The 15740-nt window shown below is 66.2% G+C and carries 13 protein-coding genes and 1 tRNA gene; 12 read left to right on the top strand and 2 right to left on the bottom strand.

Annotation, left to right across the window (positions count from 1 at the left end):
- The first annotated feature begins 133 nt into the window (after positions 1 to 133).
- The gene (locus QCE64_RS03965) at positions 134 to 2032 is read left to right on the top strand and encodes a TIM barrel protein (RefSeq protein ID WP_310004141.1); all 1899 of its coding nucleotides are present in this window, start codon (positions 134 to 136) and stop codon (positions 2030 to 2032) included.
- A gap of 23 nt (positions 2033 to 2055) precedes the next feature.
- On the opposite strand, the gene QCE64_RS03970 is transcribed toward QCE64_RS03965, so the two are convergent.
- Positions 2056 to 2379, bottom strand: coding sequence for a hypothetical protein (locus tag QCE64_RS03970; protein ID WP_309914702.1), 324 nt, complete (start codon positions 2377 to 2379; stop codon positions 2056 to 2058).
- 174 nt (positions 2380 to 2553) lie between these two features.
- On the opposite strand from QCE64_RS03970, the gene QCE64_RS03975 reads away from it, so the two are divergent.
- From QCE64_RS03975 to QCE64_RS04010, 8 genes are all read left to right on the top strand, one after another.
- A tRNA-Arg gene (locus QCE64_RS03975) sits at positions 2554 to 2628 on the top strand.
- A 340-nt stretch (positions 2629 to 2968) separates the two neighbouring features.
- Complete coding sequence (locus QCE64_RS03980) at positions 2969 to 3505, top strand: fimbrial protein (protein WP_310002739.1); 537 nt, start codon at positions 2969 to 2971, stop codon at positions 3503 to 3505.
- Between the two features lie 34 nt (positions 3506 to 3539).
- Positions 3540 to 4295, top strand: coding sequence for a fimbria/pilus periplasmic chaperone (locus tag QCE64_RS03985; protein ID WP_310002741.1), 756 nt, complete (start codon positions 3540 to 3542; stop codon positions 4293 to 4295).
- Between the two features lie 146 nt (positions 4296 to 4441).
- On the top strand, positions 4442 to 7075 hold the full coding sequence (locus tag QCE64_RS03990; RefSeq protein ID WP_310002743.1) for a fimbria/pilus outer membrane usher protein: 2634 nt from the start codon (positions 4442 to 4444) through the stop codon (positions 7073 to 7075).
- Between the two features lie 41 nt (positions 7076 to 7116).
- Complete coding sequence (locus QCE64_RS03995; protein ID WP_309914716.1) at positions 7117 to 8217, top strand: fimbrial protein; 1101 nt, start codon at positions 7117 to 7119, stop codon at positions 8215 to 8217.
- A gap of 61 nt (positions 8218 to 8278) precedes the next feature.
- Positions 8279 to 8782 carry a fimbrial protein gene (locus QCE64_RS04000; RefSeq protein WP_309914719.1) on the top strand — a complete coding sequence of 168 codons (504 nt, stop codon included), beginning with the start codon at positions 8279 to 8281 and terminating at the stop codon, positions 8780 to 8782.
- Positions 8783 to 8874: 92 nt separating this feature from the next.
- Positions 8875 to 9684, top strand: a complete 810-nt coding sequence (locus tag QCE64_RS04005; protein WP_309914723.1) for a hypothetical protein — start codon at positions 8875 to 8877, stop codon at positions 9682 to 9684.
- Entirely contained in the window at positions 9684 to 10439 is a 756-nt protein-coding gene (locus QCE64_RS04010; protein ID WP_310002745.1) for a class I SAM-dependent methyltransferase, read from the top strand. Before QCE64_RS04005 ends, QCE64_RS04010 begins: the two co-directional genes overlap by 1 nt.
- Positions 10440 to 10476: 37 nt before the next feature.
- On the opposite strand, the gene QCE64_RS04015 is transcribed toward QCE64_RS04010, so the two are convergent.
- Entirely contained in the window at positions 10477 to 10659 is a 183-nt protein-coding gene (locus QCE64_RS04015) for a rubredoxin (protein ID WP_309914728.1), read from the bottom strand.
- A 271-nt stretch (positions 10660 to 10930) separates the two neighbouring features.
- Here QCE64_RS04015 and QCE64_RS04020 point away from each other — a divergent pair, with 271 nt between their 5' ends.
- The 3 genes from QCE64_RS04020 (at position 10931) to QCE64_RS04030 (ending at position 15723) form a co-directional block, all read left to right on the top strand.
- Entirely contained in the window at positions 10931 to 11338 is a 408-nt protein-coding gene (locus QCE64_RS04020) for a DUF4399 domain-containing protein (RefSeq protein WP_309807774.1), read from the top strand.
- Positions 11339 to 11487: 149 nt separating this feature from the next.
- Positions 11488 to 13422: an ATP-binding cassette domain-containing protein gene (locus QCE64_RS04025; RefSeq protein ID WP_310002747.1), complete on the top strand. Its 1935-nt coding sequence runs from the start codon at positions 11488 to 11490 to the stop codon at positions 13420 to 13422.
- Positions 13423 to 13743: 321 nt separating this feature from the next.
- The gene (locus QCE64_RS04030; protein ID WP_310002749.1) at positions 13744 to 15723 is read left to right on the top strand and encodes a DNA topoisomerase IV subunit B; all 1980 of its coding nucleotides are present in this window, start codon (positions 13744 to 13746) and stop codon (positions 15721 to 15723) included.
- Positions 15724 to 15740 lie beyond the last annotated feature (17 nt).

A 15740-nucleotide genomic window follows, 5' to 3' on the forward strand; every position in this document is an offset into this window, starting at 1 on the left:
ACTGACATGGATTGCGCATGGCGTTCTGCCGCCTTCAGCGCGAACGGGCACGAACGGCCTACACTGACACGAGACGCGCCCAGTCGATTCCGCATCCACCGAATGCATCAAGGAGGCAGCGATGCTGCGTTCAATCCGGACATCCATCGCGACCGTTTCCATCAGCGGCACGCTCGCCGAGAAACTGCAGGCCATCAAGGCGGCCGGTTTCGACGGCGTCGAGATCTTCGAGAACGATCTTCTCTACTTCGACGGCGCGCCCGCCGACGTGCGCCGCATGTGCGAAGACCTGGGCCTCGCCATCTATCTGTTCCAGCCTTTCCGTGATTTCGAGGGCGTGAGCGCGGAGCGTCTCGCACGCAATGCCGAGCGCGCGAAACGCAAGTTCGAACTGATGCATGAGCTCGGCACGGATCGCATGCTGGCGTGTTCCAACGTGTCGCCCGACATGATTCGCGACGATGCGTTGATCGTCGATCAGCTTGGCGTGCTCGCGCGTCTGGCGGAGGAAGCGGGCGTGGTCGTCGCGTATGAGGCGCTGGCGTGGGGCCGGCACGTGAATTCGTACAAGCACGCGTGGCGGCTCGTCGATGCCGTGAACATCCCGAACCTCGGACTGGCGCTCGACACATTCCATACGCTGTCCATCGGCGACTCGGTGGACGAGATCGCGTCGATTCCAGGCGAGCGCATCGCGTTCGTGCAGATCGCCGATGCGCCCGTCCTCGCCATGGACGTGCTCGAATGGAGCCGCCACTATCGCTGTTTCCCGGGGCAGGGCGCATTCGATGTCGCGGGCTTCACGGCGCGCGTGCTCGAGGCGGGCTACACGGGCCCGCTGTCGCTGGAAATCTTCAACGATGGTTTCCGCGCCGCGCCCACCGCGATCACGGCGGCGGACGGCTATCGCTCGCTGCGCTTTCTCGAGGAACAGACGCGCGCGCTGATGGGCGACAAGGCGCCGCCTGAACTGTTCGATCCGCCCGCGCCGCCGGAGCATATCGGCTTCCAGTTTCTGGAATTCGCCGTGGATCAGGCGACGCGCGAGCACCTCGCGCAATGGCTCGGCAGACTCGGTTTCAGGCGTGCGGGCCAGCATCGCTCGAAGGACGTGCAGCTGTACCGGCACGGCGCGGGTTCGATCGTGCTCAACGCCGAGGCCGATTCGTTCGCCAGCGCGTTCTTCCAGCAGCATGGCCTGTCGCTGTGCGCGTCGGCGTTTCATGTCGACGATGCCCGGCTCGCGTTCGAGCGCGCCGCCGCCTATGGCTCGAAGCCGTTTTCGGGACGTATCGGGCCGAACGAACGGCATGTGCCGGGCGTGCAGTCGCCCGATGGCAGCCTCGACTACTTCGTCGACGAAGCGCCCGGCGGCCCGACGCTCTGGGAATCGGACTTCGTGCTCACGGACATCGACGGGCCGTACGAGGTGGGACCGTTGTCGCGTATCGATCACGTGTGCCTGTCGCTGCCCGCCGACGCGCTCGACACCTGGGTGCTGTTCTTCCGCAGCGCGTTCGGCTTCGAGACGGAAGCGGCCGTGCTCGTGCCCGATCCCTACGGCCTGGTGCGCAGCCGGGCCGTGCGCAGTCGCGACGGGTCGGTGCGCATTGCGTTGAATGCGTCGGTGGACCGTTATACGGCGGTATCGGAATCGCTCTCGGCGTACCGCGGCTCGGGCCTGAATCACGTGGCCTTCAGCACCCCCGACATCTTCGACGCGATTCCCCGTCTGGAGGCGGACGGCGTCAAGTTCCTGCGCATTCCGCGCAACTACTACGACGATCTGGTGGCGCGCTTCGGCTTGCCCGGCGAGCAGATCGAGACGATGCACGAGCACAACATCCTCTACGATCGCGACGAACGCGGCGGCGAGTTCTTTCACGCTTATACGGAGCAGCTCGACCAGCGCTTCTTCCTGGAAGTGATCGAGCGGCGCGGCGGCTACGACGGGTATGGTGCGGCCAACGCGGCGGTGCGGCTCGCGGCGCATGCGCAGCAGCGGGCGCGCAAGGCGGGTCAGGCGGGTTAGGCGGGGATCAGCGAGGGGGCTGCTCAGGCGCTGCGCGGCTTGGCGCTGGCGGCGAGGACGGAAGCATCGGCTTCGGCGGCGCGCTCGCTTTCACGCTTGCGGACGTCGGCCTCGAAGGCGTCGATGTGCAGATACAGCCGATGCACGGTCTGAATCTGGGTATGAGAGAGATGCGATTGTCGCGTGATCGATGCGAGCCGTTCGCGCCAGTAGGCGGGCGGCAGCAACGGACCGCCGAGATCGCATGACAATGAGCGCCGCAACACCTTCTCGAGGTGCGTCAGGTCTTGGTCTGCCAGCAACGCCGAAAACGCGCCCTGCGGCTTGGAATCGGGAATGGGGTCCATTAAAGCGATGGCGGCGCGGCCCGGCGATTCTTGATAGGCATAAACCCTGATTCATCAGAATATTTCGCATCCTGGGTCGCCGCCGGATTTTTCCCGCAGTGCGCCCGATGACCGCCAATCCCGTTTGCTATACTCTGCGCTCGCTCGCCGATGCCCTCGGCGCGCGGCGGTCCGCTCCCCGTAGTTCAATGGATAGAACGAGTGCCTCCTAAGCGCTAGATGCAGGTTCGATTCCTGCCGGGGGGACCACGCCCTCTGACGAATGCCGGATGAATTCGCCATCCGCGTCGCCCATCTCCCGCCGTTCGAGCGGGACGACATTCGCCATTCCAGCATTTCTCCCTCATTACCAGGCGCGCTTCAGCACTCTCCCGCGTTGTTCTCCCTTCGTTGTGGCAACGATCTCCACGCTCGTGCTCCGCGCCTGAATGATGCGAGCGTTTAAGAATCGTCCTAGGTTCATCTCAAGAAAATTCTTATAAAGTCCTACAAATTCCTGACGAACGCTGTCAGATGAATTTCAAAAACACACGTTGATCCCGGTGCCCAACGCTGGCGATCGCTTAGTCAAGATCAATCAGGACAAAGAATGAAAAAGAATGTGCTAACACTCGTCGTCATGCTGAGCGGTGCCGCTTGCGGTGCGGCTCATGCCTCCGGCGGCACGTTGACGATCAACGGCCAGCTCACGGCGAGCACCTGCCAGATCAGCGGCAACGGCGGAACCGGTGACTTCACCGTCACGCTGCCGACCCTCGCGGCATCGGACTTCACCGAGGCCGGGCGTTCCGGCGGCAACACCTCGTTCAACCTCGCGTTGACCAATTGCACGCCCGACACAGGCAGCGTGCATGCCTTCTGGGAGAGCGGCGTCAACACGCTGCCCAACGGCAATCTCAAGAACACCGGAACGGCGACCAACGTCGAAGTCCAGCTGGTCGACGTCAACAACGGCACACAGGTGATCGACGTGAGCAAGACCGACGGCGCGCAGAACGCCCAGAACGTCGCGATTGCAGGCGGGCGGGCCACGCTCCGGTACGCCGCCCAGTACGTCACGCCCGCGGGCGGTGCGACGGCCGGCACGGTGAGCACGGTGGTGACGTACTCGATGTCGTATCAGTGACCGGCTCCAGCCGGGCGTCACGGAGGCAAGCCAGATGACATTCCGACGACGAGCCCGCGAGCCCGCGCTCATCGGCCTGCTTCTCACGGTCTGGCTGGTGCTGACGCTGGCGGCGTTTCCGGCCTGCGCGTCCGTCGTCATCGCGGGAACGCGGGTGATCTATCCGGCCGCGGAGCAGGAAGTGACGCTCAGGCTGTCGAATGTCGGCAAGTCGCCGGCGCTTGCCCAGGTGTGGCTCGACGAGGGTGATCCCAAAGTCGATCCGAGCCTGCTCAATCTGCCATTCATGCTGACGCCGGCGCTTGCGCGCCTCGATCCGGGCAAGGCGCAGACGGTCCGCATCGTCTACACCGGTGAGCCGATGCCGCCGGATCGCGAGAGCCTGCTGTGGTTCAACCTGCTCGAAGTGCCGCCCAGTCCGGCCGAAGCCGTGACCGGCCCCAACTACGTGCAGCTCGCCTTCCGCACCCGGCTCAAGTTCTTCTTCCGCCCGGCCGGCCTGGCGGGCCGGGTCGAGGACGCGCCGGACACGCTCGAGTGGCGCATCGTCACGGAAGGCGGCAAGGCTGCGCTACGGGTTTCGAATCCGTCGAGCTACTACGTGACGATCATTTCGGCCCGCGTCGGCGGGAGCGATCCGGCCGCGCGCTTCGATGCCGGCGACATGGTCGCACCGGGCGGCGCGGTCTCGCTGCCGCTCTCGGCCACGCCCGCGCGGGCCGGCAACGTGTCCTTCACCACGCTCGATGACTACGGCGCGCCAGTGAAGCACGAAGCGTCGCTCAAGTAGCACGCGGCCGGCGGCGCCGCATGGCCTCCCGTCCGCCGTCGCGCCGGTCTTCGCATTACCGCATCCGGTTCCATCAACCCTCGCATCCCGATGCCGACGCGTCCCCGCGCCGGCAGGGGGCGCTTTCGCCTGTTCGCCGGGCATCCATGAAGAAGAATCGCTGCTCGAGGCCGCGTGCGTCCAACCCCGACTTCCTGTCGCTGAACCCGGCCGGCGTCGCGGTGTTGCTGGCGGTCGTCGCCACGCATGCCGATGCGGACAGCACGGCCCTCCCGTCTGCGCATCCGCGGCCGGACGCCGCTGCGCCGACCGATGCCGCCGCCACGCTCGCGCCGCCCCCTGCGACGGTGCGCTTCAACGCACGCTTTCTGAGCGGCAGCGCGGCGGCGCAACTCGATATCAGCCGCTTCGATCGCGGCAATCTCGTCGCGGCGGGCACGTATCGCGCGGAACTGAACGTGAACCAGACCTGGATCGGCACGACCGATGTCACCTTGCGCGAAGTGAACGGCCCCGGCACGGCCGCGCAGCCGCTCTTCGACCGCCCGCTGTTGACGCGTATCGGCGTGGATCTGACGAAGCTGGGCGAGGCCGCGCACGCGACGCTCGACACCGCGCAGGCCGCCGTGCTGCCCAAACTGATACCCGGCGCGAGCGCCGTGTTCGACATGGGCGAACAGCGCCTCGACGTCAGCGTTCCGCAGGCGTGGATGAATCGCACCGCGCGCGGCTGGATCGATCCGAAGTTCTGGGACGACGGCGTCCCGGCCGCGCTCGTGCAGTACAGCGGCAATGTGTATCGCTCGAACGGCAACGGCGTGTCGAACACGCAGAGCTATCTCGGCGTGAACGCCGGTGTGAATCTGGGTGCGTGGCGCTTTCGCTATGGCGGCAACCTCACCAGTGCGACCGGCGCGGGCGTGCGCGGCCAGAGCATCCAGAGCAACGCGCAGCGCTCCATCGTGCGGCTGAAGAGTCAGTTCACGCTCGGCGACACCTACACCGACGGCTCGGTCTTCGATTCGTTCGGCCTGCGCGGCGTGCAGATCGGCACCGACGATCGCATGTATCCCGAGTCGCAGCGCGGCTATGCGCCGACTGTTCGCGGCATTGCCAACACGAACGCCCGGGTGCAGGTCACGCAGCGCGGCAACCTGATCTACGAGACCACGGTGGCGCCGGGTCCGTTCGAGATCGACGATCTCTACGCGACGGGCTACGGCGGCGATCTGCAAGTCACGGTGACCGAAGCGGACGGCAGCCGGCACACGTCGCTGCTGCCCTATGCCGCGCCCGTCAACGCGCTGCGCGAAGGACGCTGGCGCTACAGCGTTGCTGCGGGCCAGTACCGCAACACCAGCGGGAGCAATGCGCCGTTCGTGCTGCAGGGCAATGTCCAGCACGGCCTGAATCGTTTCATGACGCTCTACGGCGGGACGATCATGTCTTCGGGCTACTGGTCGGCGGCGGCGGGCGTGGCGCTCGACACGCCGGTCGGCGCATTCGGCTTCGACGTGACCCAGGCGAACACGTCTCTGCCGAATGTGCCGCCGCGCGGCGGCCAGAGCCTGCGCGTGTCCTATTCGCGCAGCTTCACACCGCTGCAAACCGATGTGACGCTCGCCGCGTACCGCTATTCGACGCAAGGCTTCCTGAGTTTCGCGGACGCGATGACCCTGCGCGATGCCGCGGCGTCGGGCAATGCGTCCGCGCTGACGGGCAGGCAGAAGGGACGTCTGCTGCTGACCGTGAACCAGAGCCTGTGGGACTACGGTTCGATGTACCTGTCGGGCTCGACGCAGATCTACTGGAACCGTTCCAGCCGCGACACCTCGTTCCAGGCCGGCTACAACACGTCGATCCGTCGCGTGGGGGTGAACGTCTCGGTGTCGCGGGAACTGGATTCGAACACGGCCCGCTGGGGCACGCGCTTCATGGTCAGTCTCTCCGTGCCGCTGAGTCTCGGCGCGAGCCACGCTCACTCGGTGACGAGTTTCACGCGCGATTCCCGCGACGGCAGCAGCCAGCTCCAGGCGTCGTTCACGGGCGCGGCGGGCACGAATCATCGCCTGAACTATGGCGTCACGACGGGGCGGCAGTGGCGCGGCGCGCAGACGGACGACAGCATCAACGCGAATCTCGGCTTCCTGTCGCCGGCTGCGCAGATGCAGCTGAATGCCGGTCGCGCCAACGGCTATACGCAGGTGGGCGGCGGGCTGTCGGGTTCGATCGTCGCGTATGGCGACGGCGTCGTGTTTTCGCCGCAGAGCGGCGACACCTTCGCCGTGATCGAGGCTGACGACGCCACGGGCGCAAACCTGTCGGGCTCGCCGGGCGTGCGCATCGACGGAAGCGGGCATGCGCTGATCGCGGGCTTGCAGCCGTACGCGCTCAATCAGGTCGGCATCGACGTGAAGGGCCTGCCGATCGGTCTGCGCCTGAAGAGCACGGAACAGCGCTTTGCGCCGACCGCCGGCTCGGTCGTGCGCGTGCAATTCGACACGGAAGATCGCGGACCGGCGCTGGTCGTGCGCCTCAGGCGCCCGGACGGGCAGCCGCTGCCGTTCGGCGCGGAAATGCTGAATCCGCAGGGCGACGTCGTCGGCACGGTGGGTCAGGGCAGCCGCGCGCTGGTCTACGGCGGAACGGACGGCGACGAATGGACGGTGAAGTGGGGTGAGGGCGCCGGGGGACAGTGCCGGGTGCGCGTCGCATGGCCGGCTGCATCGAACGCACCGGCCCGGGCGATCGGGGCGTTTACGGAAGCGAGTTGCCGATGAGGTTGGCAGTCCCCACACGAGCAAGCAACAGGGAGATGGACATGAACACGAAGCGTTTCAGCTTCAGACCGGCTGCATGGTTACGGCTCATCGCACTGATGGCGGCGGGGATCGCCCGGACCGCGTCCGCGTGCGACCAGGACCCTTCCGCGACCTGCTACACCTGCTGGCCCCCGCAGACGCTCACGCTGCCCTCGAGCGTTTCAGTGGCGGCCGACCTGGCGCCCGGCACGCTCCTGACGCAATGGGTGACAAGCGGGCTGGTGGAGTTCGACTGCAGGCCGAAAAACAGCACGGTCGGAATCGGCATGTATCTGCGCGGCGATGCGACCACCCGCACCGGCGTCTTAGTCTTTTACAACGGCGCGAACATTCCCGTGCTGGCCACCGGCGTGCCGGGCGTGGGTATCGCCATAGCCATGCAGTTCGAATCGGCCGATGGCTCCAGGACCGCATGGCAGGGTGTACAGAGAGGCGGGCCGATGAATTACGACGCGTGGAGCCCGATGCTCGCCGGCCAGTCCGGGTCGAAGACGGTTGGCGCCCAGACGGCGATCGCCCTGGTCAAGACCGGCCCCCTCATGAGCAGCGCCTGGCTGAGGGGCAACCGGATCATGCTGTTGCAGCCGTACGTGGACGCCGTGGTCCCGCCGACCGTCGACATCTCGACGACCTCCAGCATGTTCATACCGATGACCTGCACGACGCCGGACCAGAGTGTCGACGTCGGCACGTTCATGGCCTCGGATTTCCCGGCGGTCGGCTCGCTGTCGCCGCCGCAGCCGGGCAAGGGCATGTTGAACGTGCAATTCCTCAACTGTCCCGGAGGGTCCGACGACCCGGGCACGGTGACGGGCTTGATTCACGCTGTCTCCTACACGATTTCTCCGCAATACGGCGAGGCGGCGCACAACGTCGCCGCCTTGCAACCCAACGCCGGCTCGGCGGGCGGGATCGGCGTGCAGTTGTTTGACTCGGCGGGCAAGGTCGTACGGTTGAACACGTCTCAGCGCCTTTACGGGTACAGCAGTCTCTTCGGCGGCAGCTATCAAGTGCCGCTGACTGCGCGCTTCTACCGGACAGGCCCGGTCACGCCGGGCAATGCGAGCACGATCATGACGATGACCGTGCTCTATCAATGACGGGCTCGGGCCCATAACCTTTGCGAAAAGAAGAGCGTACCGAATGCGCGGCATCCGCCTCATGACGGCAGTCTCGATGCTGCTCGGCGCCCAAGCGGCGCTCGCCAGCTCGCAGGCCACGTTCAGTTTCTACGGCACGATCCTCCCGCCGTCCTGCATCCCCAACCCTGCAACGCTGCCGCAGGTCGTCACGCTTTCCACCGTGGCTGTCACGGATTTCACGGGCGCCACGAGCGGCGCGAAGGCGTTCGTCATCGAACTGTCCGGTTGTCAGCCGCAAACGTCGTTGGCCATGTCCGTGAGCGGCACGACCGATACGCTTCCAACCGTGCTCAAGAACCTCAACGGCAGCGCCGCGCAAGTTGGCGTGCAGCTGCTGCTTGCAAGCAGGCCGGGCGCGACCACCGGCACACCCATCCCGATCAACGGCGACGCCGTAGCGCTGGGCACCAGCGGCCCGACCGGCACGATGATCATCCCGCTGGTTGCGCAGTACTACCGGCTCGGGGCGTTATCGGCGGGGACGGTCGGCGTGACCGCAACCGTGACCTTCACTTACGACTGAAGCCGCCCGACTTTTTGCGGAATCGAAACGAACGGCGCCATTTCGACCCATAATGCGCATGTTCCGGCCACGCCCATCCGGCTCAACCGCTCATGACGGAAATCCAGACCGCGGTGCTCGTCTTCGTGCTTCTGCTGGCCAGCACGGGGCTGGGCGCCATCGTGCGGCCGCTGTTGCCCGAGGAACACAAGGCGCAGGAAACGGTGCAGCTGCTCCAGTTGCTGGTCGGCATGCTGGTGACGTTCGCGGCGCTCGTGCTCGGCTTGCTGACTGCCTCGGCGAAGACCGGCTTCGACACCACCAACAACGACATGCGCACCTACGCCACCGTGCTCATCGAGCTCGACCGCACGATGCGCGACTACGGTCAGGATCTCGACGAAGCCCGCGCGCTGCTGCGCGCCTACACGGCGGCGGCGATCGCCAGCACCTGGCCCGACGAGCCGCATCCGCCGGGCGACTATCCGGCCATTGCGCCGACCCCCAAGAACGGCGATCTCGCGAGCCCCGAACTCGGCACGCTGCTGGGCCAGTCTCAGCACCGCGTGCGTCTGCTGCAGCCCGCCGACGCCTACCACCACGCGCTCGCCAACGAAAGCGCCGATCGTTTCGAGCAGCTCATTGCGCTGCGCTGGAAGCTGATCGAGGAGGCGCACGGCACGCTGTCCTATCCGTTCGACCGCATCCTGGTGGGGTGGCTGCTCATCATCTTCCTGTGCTTCGGCCTGATCGCGCCGCGCAACGCGCTTTCGCTGGTGACGATCATGCTCGGCGCGCTGTCGATCGCGTCCGCCGTGCTCGTGATCGTCGACCTCGACACGCCCTTCACCGGTCCGATCATGATCGCCAGCCAACCGTTGCGCGACGCACTCGCGTATCAAAGCACCAAGCAAAGCCACTGATGCTCTACACCGATCCGCGCCTGGTCGCGCTCTACGACATCCTCAATCCGTTCGCCGCCGATACGGCGTTCTACCTGTCACTGGCCGATGGAGCCGCGCATGTCGTGGACCTCGGCTGCGGCACCGGGCTGCTCGCCTGCGAAATGGCGAAGCGCGGTGTGCGCGTGACCGGCATCGATCCGTCGCCGGAGATGCTGCGCGTGGCGCGGGCGCGTCCGGAAGGCGACCAGGTGACGTGGATCGAAGGCGATGCCGGGGCGCTGCCGTTCGTCGGCGGGCGGGCGGACTTGCTGGTGATGACGGGGCACGTCGTGCAGGCGCTGCTCGATGACGCTGCGTTGCTCACTGCGCTGCAGGCCGCGCGGCGCGCGCTGCGTCCCGGCGGGCGCATCGCGTTCGAGAGCCGCCATCCAGCGGCGCGGGCATGGGAGGACTGGACGCCTGAGCGTTCGATGAAACGCATCGAGGCGCCCGGCGGCGGCACAGTTGAAGTCTGGCAGGAGCGGCATGCGCAACCCGATCCCGCGACGACGGGCCGCGTCGCGTTCACGACGCATTACCGGTTCCCATCGACAACGGGTGGGGCGGATGGCGCGGAAACGCTCAGCGCCGAAAGCGAGTTGCGCTTCCGGACGGCTGACGCGTTGACGGACTTGCTGAAGCGCGCGGGTTTTGCGCACATCGACTGGTATGGCGACTGGACGCGCGCGCCGCTGGACGAGACGAGCCGCGAGTTGATCGCGGTGGCGCGCTGACGGAAAGTTCGCCGCGCAGGGTGCGCGGCGGCATCGATCAGAATTCGACGGCGACGAAATCCGCCTTGCCGACGTCGCACAGCGGGCAGCGCCAGTCGTCGGGAATGTCTTCGAAACGGGTTCCGGCCACGATGCCTTCGTCGGGCAGGCCTTCTTCCTCGTTGTAGACCCAGCCACAGATCAGGCAGACCCAGCTCTTGAATTCGATGACTTCGCTCACGGCAGACTCTTGATTCCAGAAAGAATGAACGGGCTGTGCTGTACACGCCCGGCCGCCCGGACGCTCGACTGCACACCCGTGCGGCGAGCCGCATCTTACAGGAATCCGCGCTTCGCCCGTGCGGGCGCGGCGGCTTGCCGCGGCGCTCAAGCTTTACAGCGGTGCTTCGCAGTGGTCCCGATGTGAGGCCCGGAACGCCCGGTGTATGCTGCTGCGAGTTCCGGGCGCCGAGGGCGCGCCATCGACCGGTTTACCTTGCATGGAGAAAACGATGTTGAAGAAGACACTGTTGGGTGCGGTGCTGTCGGGCGCGATGCTGATGTCCTTCACGAGCGCCGCGCAGGCGCAGGCGCGGGTCTATTTCGTCCAGCCGAAGGACGGCGCGACGGTCACGAGCCCGGTACATGTGCAATTCGGCGTCGACGGCATGTCGATCGCGCCCGCCGGCACGATGACCGAGGGCACCGGCCACCACCACGTGCTGGTCGACGGCAAGCCGCTGCCGAAAGGCACCGTGATTCCGGCGAACGATACCTCGCTGCATTACGGCAAGGGCCAGACCGAGGCCGACATCAAGCTGCCTCCCGGCGATCACACGCTGACGCTGCAGTTCGGCGACGGTGCGCATCGCTCGTACGGACCGGAAATGAGCCAGACCATCAAGATCCACGTGCAGTAACTTGCTCAACGGCCGGCCGCACCGTTGCGGTCGGCCGTTCGGCCAGCAGGAAGGCGCGCGGCCCTTGCGCCCGGCACGCCCGGTACAATGGACGCTTCCCTTGATTGCCGGGCACGCCGGCAATCCTTCGCCATTCATCCGGTTTTCCCATGTCGCTCTATTCCATTTCGGACGCGCAGCTCGCGTTCGGCCACGTTGCATTGCTGGACCACGCCGACTTCTCGCTCGAAGCGGGCGAGCGCGTCGGGCTGATCGGCCGCAATGGCGCGGGCAAGTCGTCGCTGCTCAAGATCGTCGCAGGCCTCGCCGCGCCCGATGACGGGCTCATCACGCGTCAGGGAGAGCTTTCCACGGTCTACGTGCCGCAGGAGCCCGAATTCGATCTCGAGGCCACCGTGTTCGACGTGGTGGCCTCGGGTCTCACCGAGGCGCGCGCGCTGCTGGACAAGTTCGACGCCGTCACGCACGCGCTCGCCGACACGCCCGAAGGCGCGGAGCACGACACGCTGCTGTCGCGCATGAACGTGCTGCAGGCGGCGCTCGACACGCGCGACGCCTGGAACTGGCGCACTCGCGTGGCCACCACGCTGGCGCAGATCGGCCTGGATGGCGAGGCCCGCACCGGCGCGCTGTCCGGCGGCATGAAGAAGCGCGTGGCGCTGGCGCGCGCGCTGGTGGTCCAGCCGGACGTGCTGCTGCTCGACGAACCCACCAACCATCTCGACTTCGAAGGCATCCGCTGGCTGGAGGAACTGCTCGTCACGCTGCGCTCGGGCCTGTTGTTCATCACCCACGACCGCGCGTTCCTCGACCGCGTGGCCACGCGCATCGTCGAGCTGGATCGCGGGCGCCTGCTGTCGTATCCGGGCAATTTCAGCGGGTACCAGACGCGCAAGGCGCAACAGCTCGAAGTCGAGCAGGTCGAACAGGCAAAGTTCGACAAGCTGCTCGCGCAGGAAGAAGTGTGGATCCGCAAGGGCGTCGAGGCGCGCCGCACGCGCAGCGTCGGGCGCATTGCGCGGCTGGTCGAGATGCGCAACGAGCGCGCCGAGCGCCGCAACGTGCAGGGCAACGTCAGGCTGGACGTCGGCCAGGGCGAGAAGTCGGGCAAGATCGTGGCCGAACTGACCGAGGTGACCAAGCGCTATGGCGCGCGCACCATCGTCGATCAGTTCACGGCTACCGTCATGCGTGGCGACAAGATCGGCTTCGTCGGTCCGAACGGCGCGGGCAAGACCACGCTGCTCAAGCTGATCCTGGGCGAACTGCAGCCCGACGAAGGCCACGTGCGCACCGGCACCAACATCCAGGCGGCGTACTTCGACCAGATGCGCGCGCAGCTCGACCTCGACAAGTCGCTCGCCGACACGATCAGTCCGGGCAGCGAATGGGTCGAGGTGAACGGCGTGAAGAAGCACGTGATGAGCTATCTCGGCGACTTCCTGTTCGCGCCGGAGCGCGCGCGTTCGCCGGTGCGTTCGCTGTCGGGCGGCGAGCGCAACCGCCTGCTGCTGGCGCGGCTGTTCGCGCGGCCCGCCAACGTGCTGGTGCTCGACGAACCCACCAACGACCTCGACATCCCCACGCTCGAACTGCTCGAGGAACTGCTCGCCGACTACGACGGCACCGTCCTGCTCGTGAGCCATGACCGCGCGTTCCTCGACAACGTCGTGACCTCGGTGTTCGCGGCGGAGGGCGGCGGTTTGTGGCGCGAATACGTCGGCGGTTTTTCCGATTGGCAGGTTCAGCGCGAACGTTCGGAGCGCATCGCGGAAGAGGCGGCGCGTCAGACCGCGAAGGAAGCGCCGAAGGACGAAGCGCCGAAAGACAGCGCGGCAGGCCGCAATGCGCAGCGCACCGTGAAGCTGTCGTTCAAGGAGCAACGCGAGCTGGAAGGGCTGCCGGCGCGCATCGCCGCACTGGAAGAGGAGCAGAAGTCGATCGGCGCGCAGCTCGAGGACGGCTCGATCTTCGCGCGCGACGCGAAGGAAGGCGCGCGTTTGTCGGAGCGGCACGCGGCGATCGAAGACGAATTGCTGGTGGCGCTGGAGCGTTGGGAGGAACTGGAAGCAAAACGGAAGTGACGCGCGTGCCGGGCGTCCGCATCCGGCCTGAGCCCGTTTCACAGACCGCTTGACTGCCCCGCCAGCCGGGTGTTTTACGCTCCCGAGGTGGGCGCGGCGAGCGAAAACCGCTATTCTCCTAGCGCGGCACGGAGCGCCGGGCGGGTCGATACCCTGCCGCAGGCCGTTCCGGCCAGGCAATTTCATCAGCATTCGCCGGCATGCCGGGCGTCACGTTGCAGCAATTCCGCGCGCGCCCGAGTGCCGGATCAACGTTCAACTATGTCCACGAAAAAATCCAGCGCAATGGCGACAGGAACCGACCGAGGCAAGCGGCCTGTCATGCATGCCAAGGCAGCCGGTTACAGCGAAGCATCGATCAAGGTGCTCAAGGGCCTGGAACCGGTCAAGCAGCGGCCCGGCATGTACACGCGGACCGAGAATCCGCTGCACATCATTCAGGAAGTGATCGACAACGCCTCTGACGAGGCCTTGGGCGGCTACGGCAAGCAGATCACCGTCACCGTGCACAATGACAATTCCGTGTCCGTCGAAGACGATGGCCGCGGCATTCCATTTGGCCTGCATCCGGAAGAAGGCGTGCCGGTCGTCGAGATCGTGTTCACGCGGCTGCACGCGGGCGGCAAGTTCGACAAGGCCGCGGGAGGCGCCTATACGTTCTCGGGCGGTCTGCACGGCGTTGGCGTGTCGGTGACGAATGCGCTCGCCACGCGTCTCGAAGTCACCGTCTGGCGCGACAACAAGATCGCGCAACTGGCGTTTTCGAACGGCGACGTCATCGAGGAACTCACGACGCGGCCGGGCGAACGCGGCGCGAAGAAGAACGGCACACGCGTGCGCGCGTGGCCGAACCCGAAATATTTCGACTCGGCGAACCTGCCGCTCGGCGAACTGCAACGTCTGCTGCGCTCGAAGGCCGTGCTGTTGCCGGGCGTCGAAGTCGTGCTCGTCATCGAGAAGACCGGCGAGCGCCAGACCTGGAAGTACGAAGACGGCCTGCGCGGCTATCTGCTCGAAGGCATGGGCGGCAGCGAACTGCTGATTCCGCTTTTTGAAGGCGAACGCTTCGCCGAAAGCTCGAAGAACACCGAGGAAACCTTCGCGGAAGGCGAGGGCGCGTCGTGGGTCGTCGCGTGGAGCGAGGAAGGGCCGCTGCTGCGCGAATCCTATGTGAACCTGATTCCGACGCCCGCCGGCGGCACGCACGAATCCGGCCTGCGCGACGGTCTCTTTCAGGCCGTGAAGAACTTCGTCGAGATCCACAACCTCCAGCCGAAGGGCGTCAAGCTGCTCGCCGAAGACGTGTTCGCGCGCGTGTCCTTCGTGCTGTCGGCCAAGGTGCTCGACCCGCAGTTTCAAGGCCAGATCAAGGAACGGCTCAACAGCCGCGATGCCGTCAAGCTCGTGTCGTCGTTCTCGCGGCCCGCGCTCGAGTTGTGGCTCAACCAGCACGTCGAATTCGGCAAGAAGCTCGCGGAACTCGTGATCCGCCAGGCGCAGGCGCGCACCCGCGCCGGCCAGAAGGTCGAGAAGAAGAAGAGCTCGGGCGTCGCGGTGCTGCCCGGCAAGCTGACCGACTGCGAGTCCACGGATATCAGCCGCAACGAGATCTTCCTGGTCGAGGGCGATTCGGCGGGCGGCTCCGCGAAGATGGGCCGCGACAAGGAATTCCAGGCCATCCTGCCGTTGCGCGGCAAGGTGCTGAACACCTGGGAAACCGAGCGCGACCGGCTCTTCGCGAACAACGAAGTGCATGACATCGCGGTGGCCATCGGCGTGGATCCGCACGGTCCGGACGAACAGGTCGACTTGTCGAATTTGCGCTACGGCAAGATCTGCATTCTGTCGGACGCGGATGTGGACGGCGCGCACATTCAGGTGCTCCTGCTCACGCTGTTCTTCAAGCATTTTCCGCAGCTGATCGAACGCGGCAATGTGTGCGTCGCGCGTCCGCCGCTGTTCCGTGTCGACGCCCCCGCGCGCGGCAAGAAGCCGGCGCAGAAGCTCTACGCGCTCGATGAAGGCGAACTCGAAGCGATTCTCGACAAGCTGCGCAAGGACGGCGTGCGCGAGACGGCGTGGACCATCAGCCGCTTCAAGGGCCTGGGCGAGATGAGCGCCGAGCAGCTCTGGGACACGACCATGAACCCCGACACGCGCCGCCTGCTGCCGATCGCGCTGGGCGATCTCGGCTTCGACCTCACGGTATCGCGCATGACGATGCTGATGGGCAAGGGCGAAGCGGCATCGCGGCGCAGCTGGCTCGAAGAGAAGGGCAACGAGGTCGAAGCGGACATCTGACTTCGACCTGAGCCTGA

The sequence above is a fragment of the Caballeronia sp. LZ043 genome (genome assembly GCF_031451075.1).
In the GTDB taxonomy this organism is placed as follows: domain Bacteria; phylum Pseudomonadota; class Gammaproteobacteria; order Burkholderiales; family Burkholderiaceae; genus Caballeronia.